A 20,769-nucleotide genomic window follows, 5' to 3' on the forward strand; every position below is an offset into this window, starting at 1 on the left:
TGCTCCGGCGCGCAACGTTGCGCGCCGGCACACGGCAAGAGACTACGATCGGTCTGGTAACGGCAAAGCAACACAGAAACGTGAGGAAGCAGCTTCGTGAACAAAGCCAGTGAGCCCAGCCTGTCGGCAGTAGCCAAGGACGGGCGGAAAGTCTCCGCCAACGCCCTCGTAGTCGGCGTTGGCCAGACCCCCGACGGTCCCGTCCTGATCGAGAGCCCGCTTTCCCCCAAGGCCACCGCTGCCCTGGCTGCTTCGCTGCCCATGCTCGGCGTCACCGGTGCCGCCGACCAGGTCCACCGCCTGCCCGGACTGCCCGAAGTTGATGCGGACATGCTCGTCCTCACCGGCCTGGGTGCCGTGTCCCCCGGTGTCGCCATCTCGGAAGAGACCCTGCGCCGGGCTGCCGGTTCGGCTGTCCGCCAGATTGCCGGCACCGCCTCAGTAGCCCTGGCCCTTCCGGCCGGCACGGTGGCGGACGCCGCCGCCGTCGCCGAAGGCGCCCTGTTCGGCGCCTACAGCTTCACCGAGCACCGCAGCGCCGCCACCGCCGAGAAGGTCCCCGCTCCGGTTTCGGCGATCACCGTGATCACGGCCGCCGCTGATGACAAGGCACTCAAACCCGCCCTCGAGCGCGCCCGCATCCTCGGCAAGGCCGTGAACGCCACCCGCACCCTGGTCAACCAGCCGCCCAGCCACCTCTACCCGGAAACCTTCGCCGCCGCAGCCAAGGACCTGGCGAAGTCCCTGCCGGTGAAGGTCACCGTGTTCGATGAAAAGAAGCTTGAACGCGAGGGCTTCGGCGGCATCCTGGGCGTCGGCAAGGGCTCCGCCCGCCCGCCGCGCATGGTCAAGCTCGAGTACTCGCCGCTGCGCCCGAAGGCCAAGCTCGCCCTGGTGGGCAAGGGCATCACCTTTGACTCCGGCGGACTGTCCCTGAAGCCGGCCGCCGGCATGCAGGCGATGAAGTCGGACATGGGCGGCGCGGCCGTAGTGCTCAACGCCCTCCTGGCCATCGCCGAACTCGGCCTGCCGGTCAAGGTCACGTCCTGGCTGTGCATTGCCGAGAACATGCCCTCGGGCACCGCCCAGCGGCCCTCCGATGTGATGACCACCTACGGCGGCCGCACCGTTGAGGTCCTGAACACCGACGCCGAAGGCCGGCTCGTGATGGCCGACGGCCTGGTTGCCGCCAGTGAAGAAGGCCCCGACGTCATCATCGACGTCGCCACCCTCACCGGTGCGCAGATGATCGCGCTGGGCAACCGGGTCTCGGCAGTGATGGGTGAAGAAGGTGTCCGCGACGCCGTCAAGGCTGCAGCGGACCGCTCCGGCGAGCTGTTCTGGCCGATGCCCATTCCGGAGGAACTGCGTGCCAGCCTGGATTCCCAGGTGGCTGACATTGCCAACCACGGCGAGCGTTTCGGCGGCATGATGACCGCCGCCACGTTCCTGCGCGAATTCGTGGGCGAAGTCAACGGCACCAAGATCCCCTGGGCCCACCTGGACATTGCCGGCCCCGCCTTCAACGAGGGCGCTCCGTACGGGTACGTCCCGAAGGAGGGCACCGGCGTCGCCGTCCGCACCCTGGTCGCCTACGCGGAAGACGTGGTCGCCCGCGCTTCATAGCATCCGATCCGGTTCCGTGAAACGGAACTGACGTTTGTTGCTGGTGTTTCTCATTACACTTCGCCCCCTACCGCCTGTCCCCAAGTGGATGCAGGTGGTAGGGGGCGATAGGGTGAGACCTGATCACAAACGCCCAAATACTCATCGGCGCGCATGGGCGCGTCAACGATTACGCGAGGGAGCGTCCAAGTGGCCGATAAGGCAGCTGCGCAAGAGTTCGACATCCTGATCCTCGGCGGAGGCAGTGGCGGCTACGCCGCAGCTCTGCGCTCCGTGGAGCTGGGATTCTCCGTAGGTCTCATTGAAAAGGGGAAGCTGGGCGGGACCTGCCTTCACAACGGCTGCATCCCCACCAAGGCGCTCCTGCACTCCGCGGAGATCGCCGAGAACGCCAAGACGGCCTCCAAGTACGGCATCAACGCCACCTTCGACTCCATCGACATGACGGCGGTGAACTCCTACAAGGACAACATCATCGCGGGCAAGTTCCGCGGCCTGCAGGGCCTGATCAAGTCCAAGGGCATCACCGTCATTGAGGGTGAAGGCAAGCTCACCAGCGAAAAGACCATTGAGGTCAACGGCCAGACCTACACGGGCAAGAACATCATCCTGGCCACCGGTTCCTACTCCCGTTCACTGCCGGGCCTGGAAATCGGCGGCAAGGTCATCACCTCCGACCAGGCCCTGAAGATGGACACCGTGCCCAAGAGCGCGGTCATCCTTGGCGGCGGCGTCATCGGCGTCGAGTTCGCCTCCGTATGGAACTCCTTCGGCGTGGACGTCACCATCGTGGAGGGCCTGCCCTCCCTGGTCCCCAACGAAGACGCAGCCATCATCAAGCAGCTCGAACGTGCCTACAAGAAGCGTGGCATCAAGTTCAGCACCGGCATCTTCTTCGACAACGTCCAGCAGAACGACGACGGCGTCGTCGTCACGCTGGCCGACGGCACCAAGTACGAAGCGGATCTGCTGCTCGTGGCCGTGGGCCGCGGCCCGGTTACCGCCAACCTGGGCTACGAGGAAGCGGGCCTGACCATGGACCGCGGCTTCGTCATCACCAACGAGCGCCTGCACACCGGCGTCGGCAACGTCTACGCCGTGGGCGATATTGTCCCCGGCCTGCAGCTGGCCCACCGCGGCTTCCAGCAGGGCATCTTCGTGGCCGAAGAGATCGCCGGCCTGAAGCCCGTTGTCGTCGAAGACGTCAACATCCCCAAGGTCACCTACTGCGAGCCGGAAATCGCCTCCGTCGGCCTGACCGAAGCCAAGGCCAAGGACAAGTTCGGCGCCGAAAACGTCGAGGTCCAGGAATACAACCTGGCCGGCAACGGCAAGACCTCCATCCTCGGCTCCTCCGGCCTGATCAAGATGGTCCGCGAGAAGGACGGCCCCATTGTCGGCGTCCACATGATCGGCGGCCGCATCGGAGAGCAGATCGGCGAGGCCCAGCTGATCGTTAACTGGGAGGCGTACCCTGAGGATATTGCCAGCCTGATCCACGCCCACCCGACGCAGAACGAAGCGTTGGGCGAGGCAGCCATGGCCCTGGCCGGCAAGCCCCTTCACGGTTAATACCTAAGCTTCACTCCCCCGGCGCAGACGGAGCACCGGATGCGCCGGGGAATTCATCACCAGCACCAGCGGTACGGCTGGTCACAAAAGATCTAATAAGGAGAAACGGGGACAATATGTCTGAAACCGTGAACTTACCCGCCCTTGGTGAAAGCGTCACCGAAGGCACCGTCACCCGCTGGCTGAAGAACGTCGGCGACCGCGTTGAGGTCGACGAGCCCCTGCTCGAGGTGTCCACCGATAAGGTCGACACGGAGATCCCCTCCCCCGTGGCCGGTGTGATCGAGGAAATCCTCGTTGCCGAAGACGAGACCGCAGAGGTCGGCGCCGCGCTTGTGCGCATCGGCGACGGTTCCGGCTCCGATTCCCAGCAGGACGACGGCGGCAGCGCCGCCAACCAGGAAGCCCCCGCGCAGGAAGCCCCGGCTGAAGAGGCTCCTGCCCCCGCAGCCGAAGAGGTTCCCGCTGCCGACGAAGGTTCCTCCGCCGGCTCCGGCGACGGCACCGAGGTCACCCTGCCCGCACTGGGCGAGTCCGTCACCGAAGGCACCGTCACCCGCTGGCTGAAGGCCGTGGGCGACGACGTCGAGATGGACGAGCCGCTGCTTGAGGTGTCCACCGACAAGGTCGACACTGAGATTCCCTCCCCCGTGGCCGGAAAGCTGCTGGAGATCCGGGTCAATGAAGATGACACCGCTGAGGTTGGCGCCGTACTCGCCGTTATCGGTTCCGGTGCGGGCGCTCCCGCCAAGGCCGAGCCGAAGGAAGCCGAGCCGGTAGCGGCCGCTTCCAAGGACGAGCGCGAAGCGCCGGCTGTTGAGCCGGAGAAGCAGGAAGCTCCCAAGCAGGAAGCGCCGAAGCAGGAATCTCCCAAGCAGGAAGCCCCCAAGGCTGAAGCACCGAAGCAGGAATCTCCCAAGGCTGAGGCTTCCAACGACGGCGGCACCTACGTGACTCCGCTGGTGCGCAAGCTCGCCAACGAGCACGGCGTGGACCTGTCCACGCTGAAGGGTTCCGGCGTCGCCGGCCGCATCCGCAAGCAGGATGTCCTCGAAGCCGCCGAAGCAAAGAAGTCCGCCGCCCCGCAGCCCGCTGCAGGGCCGGCGTCGTCCTCCGCCGCTTCTGACAAGGCAGCCCCGGCGAAGATCAGCGACGAAAGCGCGAAGCTGCGCGGCACCACGGTCAAGGCACCGCGGATCCGTCAGACCATCGCCCGCCGCATGGTCGAATCCCTGCAGGTCTCGGCCCAGCTGACCCAGGTCCAGGAAGTGGACATGACGCGCATCGCTAAGCTGCGCGCCTCGGCCAAGAACTCCTTCCTGGAGCAGAACGGCGCCAAGCTCACCTTCCTGCCCTTCATCGCCAAGGCTGTTACCGAGGCACTGAAGCAGCACCCGAAGCTGAACGCGTCCTACGATTCCGACGCCCAGCAGATCACGTACCACGACGCCGAACACCTGGCGATTGCGGTGGATACCGAGAAGGGCCTGCTGGTTCCCGTCATCGCGGATGCCGGCGACCTGAACATTGCCGGCCTTGCCAAGCGCATCGGCGATGTCGGATCGCGCACCAAGGCCGGAAAGATCGGACCGGATGAGCTCTCCGGTGGAACCTTCACCATCACCAACATCGGTTCCGTGGGTGCCCTGTTCGACACCCCGATCATCAACCAGCCGCAGGTAGGCATCCTGGGCACCGGCGCCATCGTGAAGCGTCCCGTCGTCCTGACCGACGCCGAGGGCAACGACACCATTGCCATCCGCTCCATGATGTACCTGTCCCTGTCCTACGACCACCGCCTGGTGGACGGCGCTGACGCAGGCCGGTTCCTGCAGACGCTGAAGGCACGCCTGGAAGAGGGCAACTTCGAGGCCGACCTGGGCCTCTAGGTTCCAGCCCGAACGGCCGCAGGGCGCTCTCCCGTACGGGAGGGCGCCCTGCGTCGTTAAGGCCGCCGCAATTTCTCTACATGTTGTAGAAAAGTTACGGCGGCACTGCGTGATCGGGCCGTTGTGCTGACAGTGCGTCAGTAAACTGGAAGCATGGATATCCTTCAAAGCTTCCTTGTTTTCCTGCACATCCTCGGTGCGGCCATCATCGTTGGCCTGTGGTTCGCGCGGATCAAGAACCCGACGGTGCTGCCGGGCCAGTTCCACGGCGCACTGCTCCAGCTGGTCACCGGACTGGCCCTGGTGGCCATCGCCGAGGCGGGCGACGGCGACGTCAACCACCTGAAGATCGGCATCAAGCTCCTGATCGCCCTGGTCATTGCCGTGCTCGCGTTCATCGGCCAGCGCCGCTACAAGAAGGATGAGCCCGTCTCCGCCGGCCTGGCCAACAGCGTCGGCATCCTCACGATCGTCAACATCGCCCTCGCCACCATGTGGTAGTCCGCACACCAGCGGAAATAGGATGGGATGGCGCCGGTTTCCACCGGCCCCATCCCATCACTGCTTAAGGAGCCCCCCATGGCTACAGTCCGCTCAGCCCACACCGTTTGGAACGGCGACCTCTTCAACGGCAAGGGCGATGTAACCCTCGACAGCTCCGGTTTGGGTACCTACGACGTCACGTGGAAGGCCCGTGCCGAGGAGGCCAACGGAAAAACCAGCCCGGAGGAACTCATTGCCGCGGCCCATTCGGCCTGCTTCTCCATGGCCTTCAGCAATGCGCTGGCCGAGGCGGGCAAGACCGCCGAGCGGATCTCGACTTCCGCCGATGTTACCTTCGTCCCGGGCACCGGCATCACCGGCAGCCACCTGACGGTCACCGCCGTGGTCCCCGGTCTGACCGCCGAGCAGTTCGATGACCTCGCCGAATCCGCAAAGACCGGCTGTCCCGTCTCGCAGGCCCTGGCAGGAATCGACATCACCATGGACGCCACCCTGGAGTCCTAGGCCTCCCACATCCCAGGCATCAAGGCCCGGACCGCGATTGCTGCGGTCCGGGCTTTTCGTCTTTCGAGCCCGGTCAAACCCAATGCAGGGTTTTGCTCCGGCATCCGGGTGGACGGGGTGTTGGCCCCGCCGGGGTCCGCGTAGCGTGGTTTGCAAGCGAGCTTGGCCCGTACGCCAAGGGAGCGGTTTCGATAGCATCGCAACTGCGGCTGAAGGTAAAGAAATGAACCTCACTCCCAAAGAAATCGACAAGCTTTACATCTACCAGGTTGCTGATCTGGCCCGGAAGCGGCGCGACCGGGGAACCAAGCTGAGTGTCAGCGAAGCAACCGCCCTCATCTGCGAGGCAATCCTGGAGGGCGCCCGCGACGGACGGACCGTTGCTGAGGTGATGGAGCTCGGCAAGACCATCGTCTCCGAGTCCGAATGCATGGACGGCGTGCGTGAGCGGCTGCCTCTCCTGCAGGTCGAGGCGACCTTCGTTGACGGCAGCAAGCTGGTCTCCTGTCACGATCCCATTGGGGCGTGACTTGACCGGGCCCGCCGAGCCGCGTGCAACGGTGGTCCTGGTCGGAGGGCACGAGAGCGGCAACGGTGCGGACTTCTCCTTCCTCACCGATATGATCCCCGACGCTCTCGTCACCCCCGCCGGACGGCCGTTGCACAACGCCCTCACCCGGCTGTGCGCGCGGAACATCTCCGGCGCGGAGGCGGCACCAATCGTCGTGCTGCCAATGACTTTCGGGCGCAATCCGACTCTCGTGGCCGACACGGCGAAAACGCTCAAGTGGCTCGGTGCCCAAGGCGCCCGGGACAGCGCCGCCGCGCCGCTGGCTTTGGCGGACGCTTTCGGCACGGCCGACCACCTCACGGCGTGGCTGCGGACCGCCGCCGTCGAGGTGCGCCGGCGCACACCCCGCGCAGCCGTGTTGATAGTTGCAGATGCAGCCAACCCCTTCGACGACGCCGAACTCCACCGCATCGCGCATTTGGTGCGGACCCACGGGGCCGGCAACCCGGTGGAAACGGCTGCTGTCGAGGACACGGAGGCACTCCTGGAAGCTGTCCGGCGGATGCGGCTGCTTGGGAGTACGGAAACGGTGGTTGTACCGGCCGGGTTCCGCCGGGTGGCCGCCGTGCACGGCGAAGCTGTCCCCTTCGGCGAAGGCGCACTTGCCGACACCGGCTTCTACGGTGCCCTGCTGAGCGAACAGGCGGTTCTGCGCGTCATCCGCGAACGGGTCCATGACGCACTGCACGCCCTCGGGCACGGCCGTACCGGCATTGAGGCAGGCCTTCAGGCTGACCACAGTCACGGTTATGCCCACTCGCACGCCTTCGAGGAGGCTAACGGCCACTCCCACATCCACAGCAACGGGGCGGGCGACGGCCACACCCATCACCACCCCGCCCCGATCGGCTCGAGCTGACCGGAATCCCCCACTGAAACACCATGTGCGGCCGCGCTGCGCCGCAAGGGAAGGAATCACCATGCTGGGCAGCCCCACTTATGACCACGGAGAACAAGAGATCGAGATCAATGCCGGCAGGCCGAGCGTCAAGCTGCTGGTGAGCAACACAGGTGACCGGGCCATACAGATCGGCTCCCACTTTCACTTCTTCGAAACCAACAAGGCGCTTCTGTTTGAACGCGAACTCGCCTACGGCATGCACCTTGACGTGCCGGCAGGCACCGGTATCCGCATCGAGGCAGGCGACACCAAAGAGGTAACCCTGACGGCTTACGCCGGCAACCGCCGGGTCATCGGCTTCAACAACCTCGTAGACGGCGGGCTCGATTCTGCGGCAACGAAAATTCGGGCGATGGACCGGATGAACGAACTCAAGTTCCAGAACGGCAAACCGAATGCCAAACCCAGTGCCGGCAACACGGGCAACCCGGCGAAAACGGGTAACGCAGGAGAAGGGAAGAAGTGATGGCGAAGATCTCGCGCAAGCAGTACACCGATCTCTTTGGACCGACCACCGGGGACCGGGTCCGCCTGGCCGATACCAACCTGGTGATCGAGATTGAGAAGGACTACAACGAAGGCCACTACGGCGACGAGGTTGTCTACGGCGGCGGTAAGACCGCCCGTGACGGCATGGCTGCCGACCCGCAGGCGACCGCCGCGGAAGGCGTGCTCGACCTGGTGATCACGAACGCCATCATCCTGGATCCAGTGCTTGGCGTGGTCAAGGGCGATATCGGTGTACGCGACGGCAAGATCGCCGGCGTCGGCAAGTCCGGCAACCCGCACACCCAGGACGGGGTGGATCCGCGGCTGGTGGTTGGACCGGGCACTGAATTACTGGCCGGCGAACACTTTATTGCCACCGCCGGCGGCATCGATTCGCACGTGCACTACATCTCGCCGGAACAGGCGCTGGCGACCCTCTCCAACGGCATCACGACCATCTTCGGCGGCGGCACCGGGCCAACCGACGGCACCAACGGCGTCACCACCACCCCCGGTGTTTGGAACCTCGCCCGGATGCTCCAATCCGCCGAGGGAATGCCGGTGAACATGGGTTTCCTCGCCAAGGGCAACGGATCGCTGCCGGAGGCCCTGATGGAACAGATCGAGGCCGGGGCGGCCGGACTCAAAGTACATGAGGACTACGGCACCACCCCGGCAGCGCTCAGCAATGCACTTTCCATGGCAGATCACTACGATGTGCAGGTCTCGGTGCACACCGACAGCCTCAACGAGTCCGGTTACGTGGAGAACACCCTGGACGCGATCGACGGGCGCACCATCCACACCTTCCACACCGAAGGCGCCGGCGGCGGACACGCACCGGACATCATCAAGGTGGCCGGGCACCCCAACGTCCTCCCGTCGTCGACGAACCCGACCCTTCCCTACACCGTCAACTCGGTCGATGAGCTGCTCGACATGGTGATGGTCTGCCACCACCTTTCCCACGACATCCCGGAAGACGTCGCCTTCGCCGATTCCCGGGTGCGGGCCGAGACAATCTCCGCCGAAACCGTTTTCCACGACGAGGGCATCATTTCGATGGTTTCCTCCGACTCCCAGGCGATGGGGCGCATTGGCGAGTCGTTCATGCGCACCTTCCAGATCGCCCACCACTGCAAGGACCAGCGCGGCAAGCTGCCCGAGGACAGCCCGGACAACGACAACTTCCGGGTGCTGCGCTTCCTCGCCAAGATCACGATCAACCCGGCCATCACCCAGGGAGTGTCCGACTACATCGGCTCACTGGAAGAGGGCAAGATGGCCGATATCGTACTTTGGCCGATCCAATCCTTCGGCGCCAAACCCCGGCTCATCGTCAAAGGCGGACTGATCAACTGGGCACTCATGGGCGATCCGAACGCCTCACTGCCGACCCCTCAGCCGGTGTATTACCGGCCCATGTTCGGTGCGCAGGGCAAGGCGCTGCAGAGCACGCGGGCAACGTTTATGTCCCAGGCGGCCATCGACAAGGGTGTGCCGGAGAAGCTCGGGCTTCAGAGCCAGGTGCTCCCGGTGCACCGCTGCCGCGGCATCGGCAAGCAGCACATGGTGCGCAACAGCGCCACACCGAACATCGAGGTGGACCCGGAGACCTACAACGTGACATACAACGGCACGCTGGCCACGATCCCTCCGGCCCAGTCGCTGCCGTTGACCCAGTTGTTCTTCCTCGCCTAGGGGCACCGAATGACGGATGTACGCCAGTTGCTGACAGCCCTGCAGTTCGCGGACTCGGCTTTCCCCAGCGGCTTTTACACGATGTCACACAGTCTCGAAGGGTACAGCCAGGCCCGCCTGGTGGGCCGGGACGGCGTGCAGCAGCTGCTGGGCGAGCTGTTGGTGCACGCCGTCGGGCCTTCGGACGCAACCGCACTCGCCGCCGCGCACCGCGCGGCGGCGGACGGCGACGTCGAACTGGTCCAGGAGATCGACCAACGGCTCTTCGCCTCAAAGCTGAACGCCGAAATGCGCACCGCTTCGGTACGCAGCGGGCACCAGCTGATCGATCTGGGCGCCGAGCTGACTTCTCAGGCGCTGCTAGCCGAATACCGGGAGCGGGTGCGGGTGCGCAGCACCCCCGGGTGCCAGCCCGTCGCCGCAGCTGTGGTGTATGCGGCGAACGGGGTTGACGCCAGGGACGCTGTTGCAGCGGACCTGTTCGCCTTTTCGGCGAGCTTCGTCGGGGCCGCGCTCCGGCTTCGACTGACCGACCACCGGCAGGCGCAGGCCATCCTGCTGGAAACGTCCGGGGTGATCGAGCAGGCGACGGATGCCGCCCTTGAGCGCGATCTCGCTGACCTCGGCGGCTGCGCGCCCATGGCGGACGTGATGTCGGCCCGGCACGAAAGGGCCGAGGCGCGGCTGTTCTCCAGCTGAATGGCGCATACGGAAGAACGACATCTACACCGAAAAAGAGGAACCCATGAGCGAGAACGTTTTGAGGATCGGCATCGGCGGACCCGTTGGCAGCGGCAAGACTGCTTTGACGGAGGCGCTGGTTCCGCTGCTGATCGAGGCCGGCCGCACCCCCGGCGTCATCACAAACGACATCTACACCCAGGAGGATGCCCACCACGTGCGCCGTGAGTTGGCCGGTATCCTCGATCCCGAGCGCGTGATGGGCGTCGAGACCGGGTCTTGCCCGCATACTGCCGTCCGCGACGACCCGACCATGAACCTGGCCGTAGGGGCCGAAATGCTGGAACGGTTTCCCGAGATCGACACACTGATTTACGAATCCGGCGGCGACAATCTGACGCTGACGTTCTCGCCTGCACTGGCGGACGTGTTTGTGTTCGTGCTGGACACCGCAGAGGGCGAGAAGATGCCGCGCAAGCGGGGTCCCGGCATCACCGACAGCGACATCCTGGTCATCAACAAGATCGACATTGCACAGTATGTCCGCACGGATCTCGGGGTGATGGAGTCGGACGCGCACCGGGTGCGTGAAGACAGGCCCGTAGTTCTGACGAACTCACTCACCGGGTTCGGGGTTGACGAACTCCAGCGGGAGATCATGTCCCAGTGGGGTGCCAGAACCGAGCTGATCGGATGAGGCTGAAGGCGACGGACCCAGCAACTATGGCGGAACCGGCCGGAAACACCGCTGCCGCTGCAGCCCGGCTCGCCAGCGTGAGTGCACTGCCCCGCCCCGCGCCGGCGGGCGGCCGGGAACCGAGCAGGGGCGGCTACCGGCTCGAACCGGCGTTCTATGAGCCGGCCCGGGTGCCGGCAGAAGTGCTGCACCAAGCTCAAATCTGGCGGGGTTTGCCCGTTGGCAGCCCGGGTAAGGTGGGCATTCTGCAGCTGGGGTTCGACCGCAACCGGGGCCGCACCGAGCTGGTGCAGCACTACCAGAAGTCACCGCTGCAGATAATGCATCCGCTCTACTACAACGAGCTGCGCCCGGATATGGCCTACACCTACCTGATGTCGGCAGGCGGAGGCATCCTGCATGGAGACAGGCTGCGCACCGATCTGCGTTTCGGGCCGGGCACGTCGGCGCATGTGACCACCCAGACCCAGACACGGGTCTACCGGATGGAGCATGACTACGCCTCCGCGATTATGAACATCGCTGTCGAAGAAGGCGCCTACGCGGAGTACCTGCCCGAGGCCGTGGTCCCCTTCGCCGGTTCGCGCTTCTACCAGCAGACATCGGCGGTGGTCGACGCGTCGGCCACCCTGCTGCTCGGCGAGACCCTGTACGCCGGCAGGCTCGCCCGCGGCGAACGCCATGCCTATGACGTGTACGCCTCCGACCTCGAGGTGCGGCGTCCGGACGGCCGGCTCGTTGCCCTGGACCGGGTGAGGCTGCGCCCCGGGGCAGGAGAGCCGGGAGGGTCCGACGGCGTGAACGGGCTCGGCGTGCTCGCGAACCATGACGTGCTTGCGATGCTTTACGTCTTCACGCCCCTCGTACCGCCGGCTCAGCTCGCCGATACCATGCACCGGGCAGTCGCGGAGAGCGGCGGCGACCTGATCTTCGGGGTGAGCACGTTACCCGGTGAAGCCGGTGTGTGGATGCGGCTGGTAGGCAACGACACCGTGGCCGTGGCCGCAGCGAACACGGCCGCCGCGGCCGCCGTGCACGAGTTGCTGACCAGGAAACGGGCTCCCGTGATCCGCAAGAGCTAGAGAGGGGTGGAACGGTGCGAGACAACACGCAAACGGAAGCCGCGACGCAGGGGCGCTCCTACCGGGCGCAGGTGGTACGTGCTTTCATTCCAGTATTGCTCCTGCACATTGCAGGCTTCGGTCTGTTCTTCGTCCTGGTCGAGCCGCTGCATCTCCAGCTCGGCTCATCCGTCTTCGGTGTGGGCATTGCCGTGGTGGCCTATGTCCTCGGCGTCAGGCACGCCTTCGACGCCGACCACATCGCCGCCATAGACAACACCACCCGCAAGCTCGTTGACCTGCGCAAGCCGGCTGCCGGCGTCGGCCTGTTCTTCTCCCTCGGCCACTCCACCATCGTGTTCCTGATGGCGGCCTTGCTGGCGCTCGGGGTCAGCTGGGCCGTGGGGCTGAGCGATGACGGGAACGCCGTCCGGAACGGCCTCGGCGTGTTCGGCACGGTTATCTCCGGAGTATTCCTGCTGCTGATCGGACTCATCAACGCCGTCGCGTTTATGGGGATTCTCAAGGTCTGGCGGGCGTCGCGCGACGGAGATCTGGATGAGTTGGAACTGGAGCGGCATCTGCAGGGCCGCGGTTTCATCAGCCGCCTGATCCGGCCCATGATGCGGTCAATCGACCGGCCGGGCAAAATGTACGCGGTCGGTTTCCTGTTCGGGCTCGGCTTCGATACCGCCAGCGAGATAGCGCTGCTCGTGCTGGCCGGAACGGGTGCGGCAACCGGGCTCCCCTGGTACGCCATCCTCTGCCTGCCGCTGATTTTCGCGGCCGGCATGAGCCTGTTCGACACGCTCGACTCGGCCGCAATGGTCAAAGCCTACGGCTGGGCGAGCGTCAACGCGATCCGCAAGCTCTATTACAACCTCACCATCACCGGCCTCTCCGTGATGATCGCCGTGATGATCGGTGGCATCGAACTGGTTGGCCTGCTGAATGAGAAGCTCGGGCTGCGCGACCCGCTCACGGGGTGGGTGGCCGGCATTGACCTGGAGAACGTGGGCTACATCGTCGTAGGAACCCTCGTGCTCGTCTGGCTCGTCTCGACGGCGTACTGGAGGTTCGGCCGGGTGGAGGAACGGTGGGCCGGACCGCGACCCGCCCAAGCGCCGCCTGACGGCGCCCCGGGAAAGGACACGACGTGAGCAATGCAGGCGCGGCCGACCCGGATTCGGCTATCTCGGGTTCAGGCTGGCTGAAGGGGTGGGGACAGGGCCTGTCCCAGATCTTCTTCCAGAGCAACATCTGGACGGCGCTGCTGATCCTGGCCGCCTTCGTCGTGGCCGACTGGCGCATGGCCCTGCTCGTGCTGATTGGCTGCGCGGGAAACACAGTGGCAGGGCGCCTGCTTCGGGCCGATCCCTCGTCCGTTACCGCAGGCTTGCAGGGCTTCTGCGGCGCCCTGGCCGGTGCTGCAACGTATTCGGCCATTGGCGGCCAGTGGGCGGCGTATCCGATCGCGCTCATCGGCGGTGCGCTCTGCGCCCCGGTCACGTGGCTGGTGGTCGCACTGTTCACGAAAACGCCGCTGAGAGTCTATGGGCTGCCGTCGACGACGGCACCGTTCTGCATTGTTGCGACAGGAATACTGCTCAGCACCGAGGCGCTGCATGTGAGTTCGGGACCGTCACAAACCATCGACTCGGCTCCGCTTGCCTTCGCGCGCTCGTTGCTGACGAATGTGTCTGAGGTAGTACTGATCAACAACGTGTGGTCAGGGGCCCTGATCCTGCTGGGCCTCTTCGTAGCGGGCTGGAAAGTGGGGCTCGCCGGGTTGTTGGGCAGCGTGGTGGGCAGCCTGTGCGCCTTGGCCATGGGAGAGGCCCTCACCGAGACGGCAAACGGCCTGGCCGGCTATTCCGGTGTATTGACCGCCATTGCCCTCGCCGTCGTTTTCCTGAAGAGCAACACGGTCTCATGGGTCCTGGCCGTCATCGGAACCGTGGTGACCGCGGTGGTCACGGTGCTCATGCATGACCTGAATGCTCCCACCTACACCTGGCCGTACATCCTCACCACCTGGGTGTTCCTGGTGATTGCCCACTACATCCCCGCAGCCAAACGCCCCTAGGTATGACGGCCCACCATAGGGCCGGATCCAGGACGGGTGCTACAGGGCAGCGCCGATCCAGAGTCCAATCGCCGCGGCCGCAACGGAGAGTACGAGCATCACCACGCCGCTGATGAAGGACGCCCCGTACCGGCCCTTTTTGATCAGCTGCACAGTCTCGTAGCTCGCCGTGCTGAAGGTGGTGTAGCCGCCGAGGAACCCGGTTCCGATCACGATGCTGAAGTCGGTAGACACAAAGCGCGCGATGGTCAGGCCGGTGAGGAAGCCCAGCACGAGGGAACCTGAGACGTTGATGATCGTCGTCGCCCACGCAAACCGCGTGTTGGAGTGGGCGCGGATAAGTCCGTCCACGACGAACCGCACCGTGGCCCCAACCCCGCCGGCAAGCGCCAGCAGCAGGAAAATTCCGGGAGTCATGTAGCGTCCTCCTGCTCATCTTTGCGGTGTTGGCCGGAGCGGTTATTGACAGCAGTCGCAATGGCGATGCCCGCCCAGGTGGCGCAGGCGCCCACCAGCACCGTGCCGAGGGCGTAGATCACCGCCGGCCAGGGTAACCCGTCGCGAAAGAGCACAGCGGTGTCAGTGGCCAGCGAACTGTAGGTGGTGAAGCCACCGCAGAAACCGGTGCCCAGCAGCAGCTTGAGGTTCGCACCGGTCGGACGCGCCTTGTCGAGACGGGTGACCGCCTCGTAGAGGTAGCCGAGCAGAAACGCACCCACCACGTTGATGATCGGGATCGCCACCGGCACCGAGCCGAGATTCGGGATCACCAGACTCAGACCCTCGCGGCTCGCGGCACCCGCTGCGCCGCCGAGGGCAACAAGCCCTATGGGCCCCCAGCGCAGATACGAAGGGCGGATTCCGGTACTCATTCCTTGCTCCCATCTTGAGCGGTGCCAGCGACGGCTGGTTGCTTGGGGAAATCGCGGGAAATGCCCATCTTTGCGAGGCTACTCCTACGCCCCCACGCCTTCAACGCCGGAAGGGCCCGGACTGCGTATTGAAGTCCAGGCCCTTCGACGCCGTTAGTGCCGGTTGTCCTTGGCACCGTCATTACCTGCCGCGCCTGCGGACACCGGTGCCGGAATGGACAGGCCGCCGTCGTCCTGCGGCCGCTCCCCCTGCCGGCCCTGCGGCCGGGGCGGCAGGGGTGCGGGCTGGAGGACGGGATAGCCTTCCCGGGCCGGAGGCTGGTCCGTGGGCAGTTCAGTGAGCATTTCCCGCAGGATTCCCACGCCGTGCTCAAGCTGGGGATCGTCGCCTGCAACGTAGGCGTGCGGCGGGAAGGCCACCTCGATGTCCGGTTCCACGCCGCGGTTCTCCACTCCCCAGCCCACCCCGCCGGTAAACCAGTAGGCGTAACGCGGCTGGTTCACTGCGGTTCCGTCCACCAGTTTGAACCGGCCGTCGATGCCGACCACACCGCCCCAGGTGCGGGTGCCGACAACCGGACCGATCCCCCGAAGTTTCGAGGTCTGGGTGATGATGTCGCCATCGGAACCCGCGAACTCATCTGTCAGGATCACTACAGGTCCGCGCGGTGCGTGCGCCGGATAAGTGGAAGGCTGGCCGCCGCGCGGGTTTTCCCATGCCGTGACCTTCCGTCCGATCTGCTCGGCAACCAGCTGCGAGGTGTGGCCGCCGCGGTTGCGGCGGACGTCGATCACCAGCGCCTTGCGGGAGGCTTCCTCATCAAGGTCACGGTGCAGCTGGGACCAGCCGTTGGCCACCATGTCCGGGATATGCAGGTAGCCGAACTCGCCGTTGGAGGCCTCCCGGACAGTATGCCGGTTGGCGCTGACCCAGTTTTGGTAACGCAGCCTCTCTTCCGAGGCCAGCGGAACGACGGCGATGCGCCGCTGTCCGGGTGCCTCGCCGTCCGCGGACGCAGAGACGATTGTCAGCTCCACGGCGCGGCCGGCAGCACCGGCCAGCAGGGCAGCCGGTCCCTGGTCCGCCGGAACCGGAACGCCGTCCACTGCGGCGATGATGTCTCCGGGGTGGACATCGGCACCCGGGGCGCTCAGCGGCGAGACCGCCTGCGGGTCGGAAGACTCGGCGGCCAGGATCCGTACCACTTCCCAGCCTCCGGCTGCCGGGCGCAGATCCGCACCCAGGAAGCCCTGGGCGCCGGAGCCGGGCTCCGCTGCAGGAGCGGGGGTGACATAGGCGTGGGAGGTACCAAGTTCACCGTGCATTTCCCAGAGCAGGTCAACCAAGTCATCGTGGCTGCCGAGGTTCTGCACCAGCGGGCGGTAGCGGTCCCGGACGCCTTCCCAGTCAATCCCGGCCATGTCCGGGGCCCAGAAGAAGTCGCGTTGCAGCCGCCATGCCTCGTCAAAGGCCTGGCCCCACATCTTGACCGGGTCAATGCGTACCCGGATCCGGCCCAGGTCTACCCGGACGTTGTCTGCTGAGTCTTCCTCCACGCGGGAAGCGGTCGGGACCACGCGGAGGTTCCCCTCGTGCTGCAGCACGAGCCGCGAACCGTCAGCGCTGACTTCGTAGGTATCCAGTGCGGGTACCAGGACAGACACGTCCTTCTTGGCAAGGTCGAACCGTTCCAGCCGTGATGCCGGTTCCCTGTCTGCAGACGTAGCCCGGCCGTCACCTGTGACGCCGAAGATGTCCGTGGCCTGCCACAGGAGGGCATTCCCGGCAGTGCGGAGCTTTTCGTAGCGGCCTTGCGGCACCGGTACGGCAATGATGCGGTCGGCGATGCGTTCAGCGTCAACCCGGACTTCAGGGACCGGCTGGTTCTCCTCTTCGCTGCCGCTGGTTTCCTCTGCTGCGGGTGTTCCGCCGGACACCGCCGGACCGAACGGCGACGGCGTGCCGGCGGCAAGGGCGACCATGAAGGGCTTGGTGGAGGACGGGAAGCTCAGATCGAACCGGTGTGTGTCATATACCGGGTCAAAGCTGCGTTCGGACAGGAAGGCCAGGTACTTGCCGTCTTGGGTGAAGGCCGGGTCATGATCGCTGAAGCGGCCGTCCGTGACGTCGATGATCCCCGCTTCGCTGCTGCTGCTGACAGACCGCAGCCGGATCCGGGACCGCCCACCGCCCGCACTGGCCGGCTCCGCCCACGCGAGCCACTGCGAGTCCGGGGAGAATGCCAGGTGATCCACTGCGCCGAAATCAGAGGAGGCTACCGGGTGCAGTTCCCCGGTCCGGACGTCCAGGAGGAAGACTTCGCCGTATTCGGTGGCAACGCCCACGCTGTTGCCGTCCGGGCTGGCCGCCAGCTGGCTGACGCGGGTGGGGCGGTCAAATTCGATGCGTGCCGTTCCGGCCGGCGAATCAGCATGGCCGGAATCGCCGGGCTCGGGCGTCTCACCCTGGTGATCGTCAACCGGTGAGGCGACCGGCGTGGCGGCTGCTGTGCGGCCCGTTCCCGCTGCGGAAACCGGGCGCGGAAGGACAAGCCCGCTGGCCGTGTCCGCCGCCGGCGCCGATTCGGTTCCCTTGCGGCCCGCTGTCCCGGCAGCCGGAAGGTCCTCGAAAACGTTTCGAATGTAGACGGCCTCTTCGCCGTCACGGTCGCTGACGTACACCGCACGGGAATCTCCCAGCGGCCGGCCGAGCCGGGCACGCACCGAGGAGTCCGCTTCGATAACACGGGAGGGTCCGTCCCGGTGGGCAAGCCAGTGCAGCGTGCCGTGGGTTTCCACCACGCTCGCGTTGCCTGCGGCATCCGGCACGGCTTCGGCGAGGTGCTTGGCAGCGTCGAGCGGCCGGGGGCGCCGTGCGGTGCCTGCCGAACCGAGGACAATGTCCAGCGGCTGCGCTTCGGCATCCAGCGACGGCAGGAGCCAGATGCGGCCGGCGGATTCGAACACGATGCGGCTGCCGTCCGAGGACGCGTGCCGGACGTAGAAACCTTCAAAGTCAGTGTGGCGGCGGAGGTCCGTTCCCTGCGGCGTCACGGAGTAGAGGTTGCCGTAACCCTCGTGGTCGGAGAGGAAGACAACGCGGCCGTCGATCCACATGGGGTCCGAAAGGTTGCCGTCCAGTTCGGGCACCAGGCGCTCGAACTCGCCGTTGCCGTCGGCATCAATCCACAGCTTGCCTGCGGTGCCGCCGCGGTAGCGCTTCCACCAGGCCTGCTCGCGGGTGAGCATGCTGCCGATCACCAGCGGGCGTTCATCACCGACGGCGGGGCCCTGGGCCAGCGTTTCCACCGGACCGTAGGGCAGTTTGACGGGCGCCGCACCGTCCAATGGAACTTCGAAGGCCCAGCGGAGCCGGTTGTCCTCCTGCTCCACGGACGTGGTCGCGATGACCCGTCCGGCGGAATTGAACCCCTTCAGGCGCGTGCTCTGGCTGCCCCAGTAGGTCAGCTGGCGGAAGTCTCCGCCGTCGGTATTGGCCGTAACGATTTCCGGCGCGCCGCCCTGCACTGCCTGCCAGGCCAGCCGGGTGCCGTCCGGGGAGAACTTGGGGCTGCGGGCCGGCAGCCCCATGGCGGACACCCGCCAGGCCCGGCCGCCGGCGACGGGAGCCATCCATACATCGTCTTCCGCCACAAAGGTGACCAGGGCGTTGTGCAGGTCTGGGTAACGAAGGTAAGCAGTTGGACTCATAGACCGATCCTATCTTTCAGCTCACGCTAGATCCGGCAGCAACCTGCCTAATCCGTGCCGAGGACGGTGCTGATCTTCCAAGTGCCGCCGCTTTGCACGAGCACCAGCACCACTTCCTGCTGCCGGGCGGATGCGTCTTCCAGGACCAAACCGTCCCTGCCCACGCGCTGGTAGGCAGAAACCTCCAACCTGACCCGCAACTGCACCGTGACCTCAGCCGGCGCGGCGGATCCGCCGGCAGCGGGGGTGTCCGGAGCCAGCACACTTGCCTGCATCTCCAGACCCCGCAGGGCCTGTCCGTCCCGGGCCAGCCTGCCCACCTGTTCCTCATCTGCGGACAAAGCCGGCGATTCCGGTGCGTCCACATGGGCCAGCAGGCGCGGGTCGCCTGTACGGAACGCCCGGGCGCGCAGCTCGGCGAGCGCCGGGACCGCCTCAGCCGGATCGGCGGCAGCAGCCGTGGCCAGCAGGACCTCCACTGCCGGCGTTTGCTCCCCCTGCATCCCCTGCGCCTCTCCCCTCCCCTGCCCGGCCGCACCGTAACCCGTGTCATCGCCGGAGGCTCCGTCCGGATTGCCGTGCCCAACATCCTCTGTACGGGTTTCCGCGCCCTCGCCGCTGCCGCGGTCCGGCCGCGGTTCCACGGGAGCATCCTTGGCCGGCCCGGCGGACCGGTTGGTTTCTACCTGGAGAAGGTCGGGCGCTGCGAGCGCCACTCCGGCCAGCAGAAGCACTGCAGCCACCAGGACAGTGGCAGCAACGCGGACAAAGGTGCCCGCCGACCTGCGCCGGTGCGGAGGAAGCGGCCGCCGGAACTGCCGCGTACCCCTCCCGCTGATGCGGCCCCTTCCCCTGTTCCGCTCCCCCTCCCTGTTGGGCTCCTTCTGGGGGCGCCTTCCCCGGCCCTTCTTCGTTCCGCCTGCACGGGCAGCCGAACCTGTCCGCCGGGTCAGCAGGTCCGGGCGCACCTCGGGGTGGGCGGAAGCCACCAGGTCCACCGGCAGCGGGCGGGCGCCGCGGTAGGCCCATGCCGCCATCTCGTCTGCCCCGGGACGCACGCCCGGGTCCTCCGAGAGTCCCGCCTCCAGCAGGGCGGGCAGCTCCCGCCCCACCCCGGGAACCAGAATCGACAGCGGCGGGCGGTCCCGAACAGGCGGAGGAGGCTTGCCGGTGAGCAGGAACCAGCCCACGGCGGCGAGCGCATAAACATCGGCGGCTGCCCCGAGGGTACTTTGCCGGGAGCGCTGCCTCTGGCGGCTGCCGCCAACCTCCGGCGCTTCGAACCCCGGGGTGGCCGGCGCCGAGGTTCCCGGCTCTCCCAGCAGGCGCGCCTGGCCGAAGTCGGCAAGCTGCGGCTTGCCCTCGGCCGTGAACAGGATGTTGGCCGGAGAAACATCTCCGTGCGCTGCCCCGCGCGCATGGAGGTAGCCCAGCGCCCCGGCAATCCCGACCAGCACAGTGACTGCTTCACCGGGTTGAACCGGTCCCCTGGCAGCGACCAGGGCTGCGGCGCTGCCTCCGGCGGCATACCCCACCAGCAGCCCCTCACCCTGGTCGGTCTCGGCCACCCCGTGCAGCTGGACCAGATGCGGATGCTCCATCCGGGCCAGCACGTTCACTTCCCGCCGGGCTTCAAACCCGTGGTGTCCCGCCCCGGCCGGGACCTTAAGGGCAAAGGCCGAGCCGGCGGCGTCGCGCACCAGCCAGACGGCACCGCTGCCGCCCGTTCCAAGCAGCCGGTCCACGGAGAACCCCCGTACAGCAGGAGCGGTGCGGCCCGGGGCATCGGTGCCGGCTTCCGGGGAAAAGGTCTCATGCGGCGGTACGCCTGGGCGTCCGTCATTGGGCGTGGTGTCCATGGCACCCAAGTGTTAACCTGCCCCGGACGGGCACGCCGGTTATCC

18 protein-coding genes are annotated in these 20,769 nt (G+C 66.3%); 14 read left to right on the forward strand and 4 right to left on the reverse strand.

Annotated elements, in window-relative coordinates; all coding sequences use genetic code 11:
• Positions 1–96: 96 nt before the first annotated feature.
• From LOC57_RS10205 to LOC57_RS10270, 14 genes are all read left to right on the forward strand, one after another.
• The gene (locus LOC57_RS10205; RefSeq protein WP_229959496.1) at positions 97–1,626 is read left to right on the forward strand and encodes a leucyl aminopeptidase; all 1,530 of its coding nucleotides are present in this window, start codon (positions 97–99) and stop codon (positions 1,624–1,626) included.
• A 189-nt stretch (positions 1,627–1,815) separates the two neighbouring features.
• Complete coding sequence (gene lpdA / locus LOC57_RS10210; protein ID WP_227926550.1) at positions 1,816–3,198, forward strand: dihydrolipoyl dehydrogenase; 1,383 nt, start codon at positions 1,816–1,818, stop codon at positions 3,196–3,198.
• Between the two features lie 116 nt (positions 3,199–3,314).
• Positions 3,315–5,087: a 2-oxoglutarate dehydrogenase, E2 component, dihydrolipoamide succinyltransferase gene (sucB, locus tag LOC57_RS10215; RefSeq protein ID WP_229959498.1), complete on the forward strand. Its 1,773-nt coding sequence runs from the start codon at positions 3,315–3,317 to the stop codon at positions 5,085–5,087.
• Positions 5,088–5,240: 153 nt separating this feature from the next.
• Entirely contained in the window at positions 5,241–5,588 is a 348-nt protein-coding gene (locus tag LOC57_RS10220; protein WP_227910907.1) for a hypothetical protein, read from the forward strand.
• Between the two features lie 78 nt (positions 5,589–5,666).
• Positions 5,667–6,095: an OsmC family protein gene (locus LOC57_RS10225; RefSeq protein ID WP_227910906.1), complete on the forward strand. Its 429-nt coding sequence runs from the start codon at positions 5,667–5,669 to the stop codon at positions 6,093–6,095.
• Positions 6,096–6,318: 223 nt separating this feature from the next.
• Positions 6,319–6,624 carry an urease subunit gamma gene (locus LOC57_RS10230; protein ID WP_229959500.1) on the forward strand — a complete coding sequence of 102 codons (306 nt, stop codon included), beginning with the start codon at positions 6,319–6,321 and terminating at the stop codon, positions 6,622–6,624.
• A gap of 1 nt (position 6,625) precedes the next feature.
• The gene (locus LOC57_RS10235; RefSeq protein WP_229959502.1) at positions 6,626–7,525 is read left to right on the forward strand and encodes a hypothetical protein; all 900 of its coding nucleotides are present in this window, start codon (positions 6,626–6,628) and stop codon (positions 7,523–7,525) included.
• Positions 7,526–7,586: 61 nt separating this feature from the next.
• A complete protein-coding gene (locus LOC57_RS10240) occupies positions 7,587–8,033 on the forward strand; it encodes an urease subunit beta (protein ID WP_227910904.1) in 447 nt (148 codons plus the stop codon).
• Positions 8,033–9,757 (forward strand): urease subunit alpha, encoded by a 1,725-nt coding sequence (gene ureC, locus LOC57_RS10245; RefSeq protein ID WP_227910903.1) that lies wholly within the window; start codon positions 8,033–8,035, stop codon positions 9,755–9,757. Before LOC57_RS10240 ends, ureC begins: the two co-directional genes overlap by 1 nt.
• Positions 9,758–9,766: 9 nt before the next feature.
• Positions 9,767–10,456: an urease accessory protein UreF gene (locus LOC57_RS10250; RefSeq protein WP_229959504.1), complete on the forward strand. Its 690-nt coding sequence runs from the start codon at positions 9,767–9,769 to the stop codon at positions 10,454–10,456.
• Positions 10,457–10,502: 46 nt separating this feature from the next.
• Entirely contained in the window at positions 10,503–11,135 is a 633-nt protein-coding gene (ureG, locus tag LOC57_RS10255; RefSeq protein WP_227910901.1) for an urease accessory protein UreG, read from the forward strand.
• A gap of 26 nt (positions 11,136–11,161) precedes the next feature.
• On the forward strand, positions 11,162–12,217 hold the full coding sequence (locus LOC57_RS10260) for an urease accessory protein UreD (RefSeq protein WP_229959506.1): 1,056 nt from the start codon (positions 11,162–11,164) through the stop codon (positions 12,215–12,217).
• 95 nt (positions 12,218–12,312) lie between these two features.
• On the forward strand, positions 12,313–13,356 hold the full coding sequence (locus tag LOC57_RS10265; RefSeq protein WP_227910899.1) for a HoxN/HupN/NixA family nickel/cobalt transporter: 1,044 nt from the start codon (positions 12,313–12,315) through the stop codon (positions 13,354–13,356).
• Positions 13,353–14,282 (forward strand): urea transporter, encoded by a 930-nt coding sequence (locus LOC57_RS10270; protein WP_229959508.1) that lies wholly within the window; start codon positions 13,353–13,355, stop codon positions 14,280–14,282. Before LOC57_RS10265 ends, LOC57_RS10270 begins: the two co-directional genes overlap by 4 nt.
• 39 nt (positions 14,283–14,321) lie before the next feature.
• Here the strand turns inward: LOC57_RS10270 and crcB are convergent, their stop codons facing one another.
• From crcB to LOC57_RS10290, 4 genes are all read right to left on the reverse strand, one after another.
• On the reverse strand, positions 14,322–14,699 hold the full coding sequence (gene crcB / locus LOC57_RS10275) for a fluoride efflux transporter CrcB (RefSeq protein WP_227910897.1): 378 nt from the start codon (positions 14,697–14,699) through the stop codon (positions 14,322–14,324).
• The gene (locus LOC57_RS10280; protein WP_229959510.1) at positions 14,696–15,154 is read right to left on the reverse strand and encodes a fluoride efflux transporter FluC; all 459 of its coding nucleotides are present in this window, start codon (positions 15,152–15,154) and stop codon (positions 14,696–14,698) included. Before LOC57_RS10280 ends, crcB begins: the two co-directional genes overlap by 4 nt.
• A 153-nt stretch (positions 15,155–15,307) precedes the next feature.
• A complete protein-coding gene (locus LOC57_RS10285; RefSeq protein WP_229959512.1) occupies positions 15,308–18,865 on the reverse strand; it encodes a S41 family peptidase in 3,558 nt (1,185 codons plus the stop codon).
• 47 nt (positions 18,866–18,912) lie between these two features.
• A complete protein-coding gene (locus LOC57_RS10290) occupies positions 18,913–20,724 on the reverse strand; it encodes a protein kinase domain-containing protein (RefSeq protein ID WP_229959514.1) in 1,812 nt (603 codons plus the stop codon).
• Positions 20,725–20,769: the final 45 nt, after the last annotated feature.

Source organism: Arthrobacter sp. zg-Y750 (genome assembly GCF_020907365.1).
Taxonomy (GTDB): Bacteria; Actinomycetota; Actinomycetes; order Actinomycetales; family Micrococcaceae; genus Arthrobacter_B.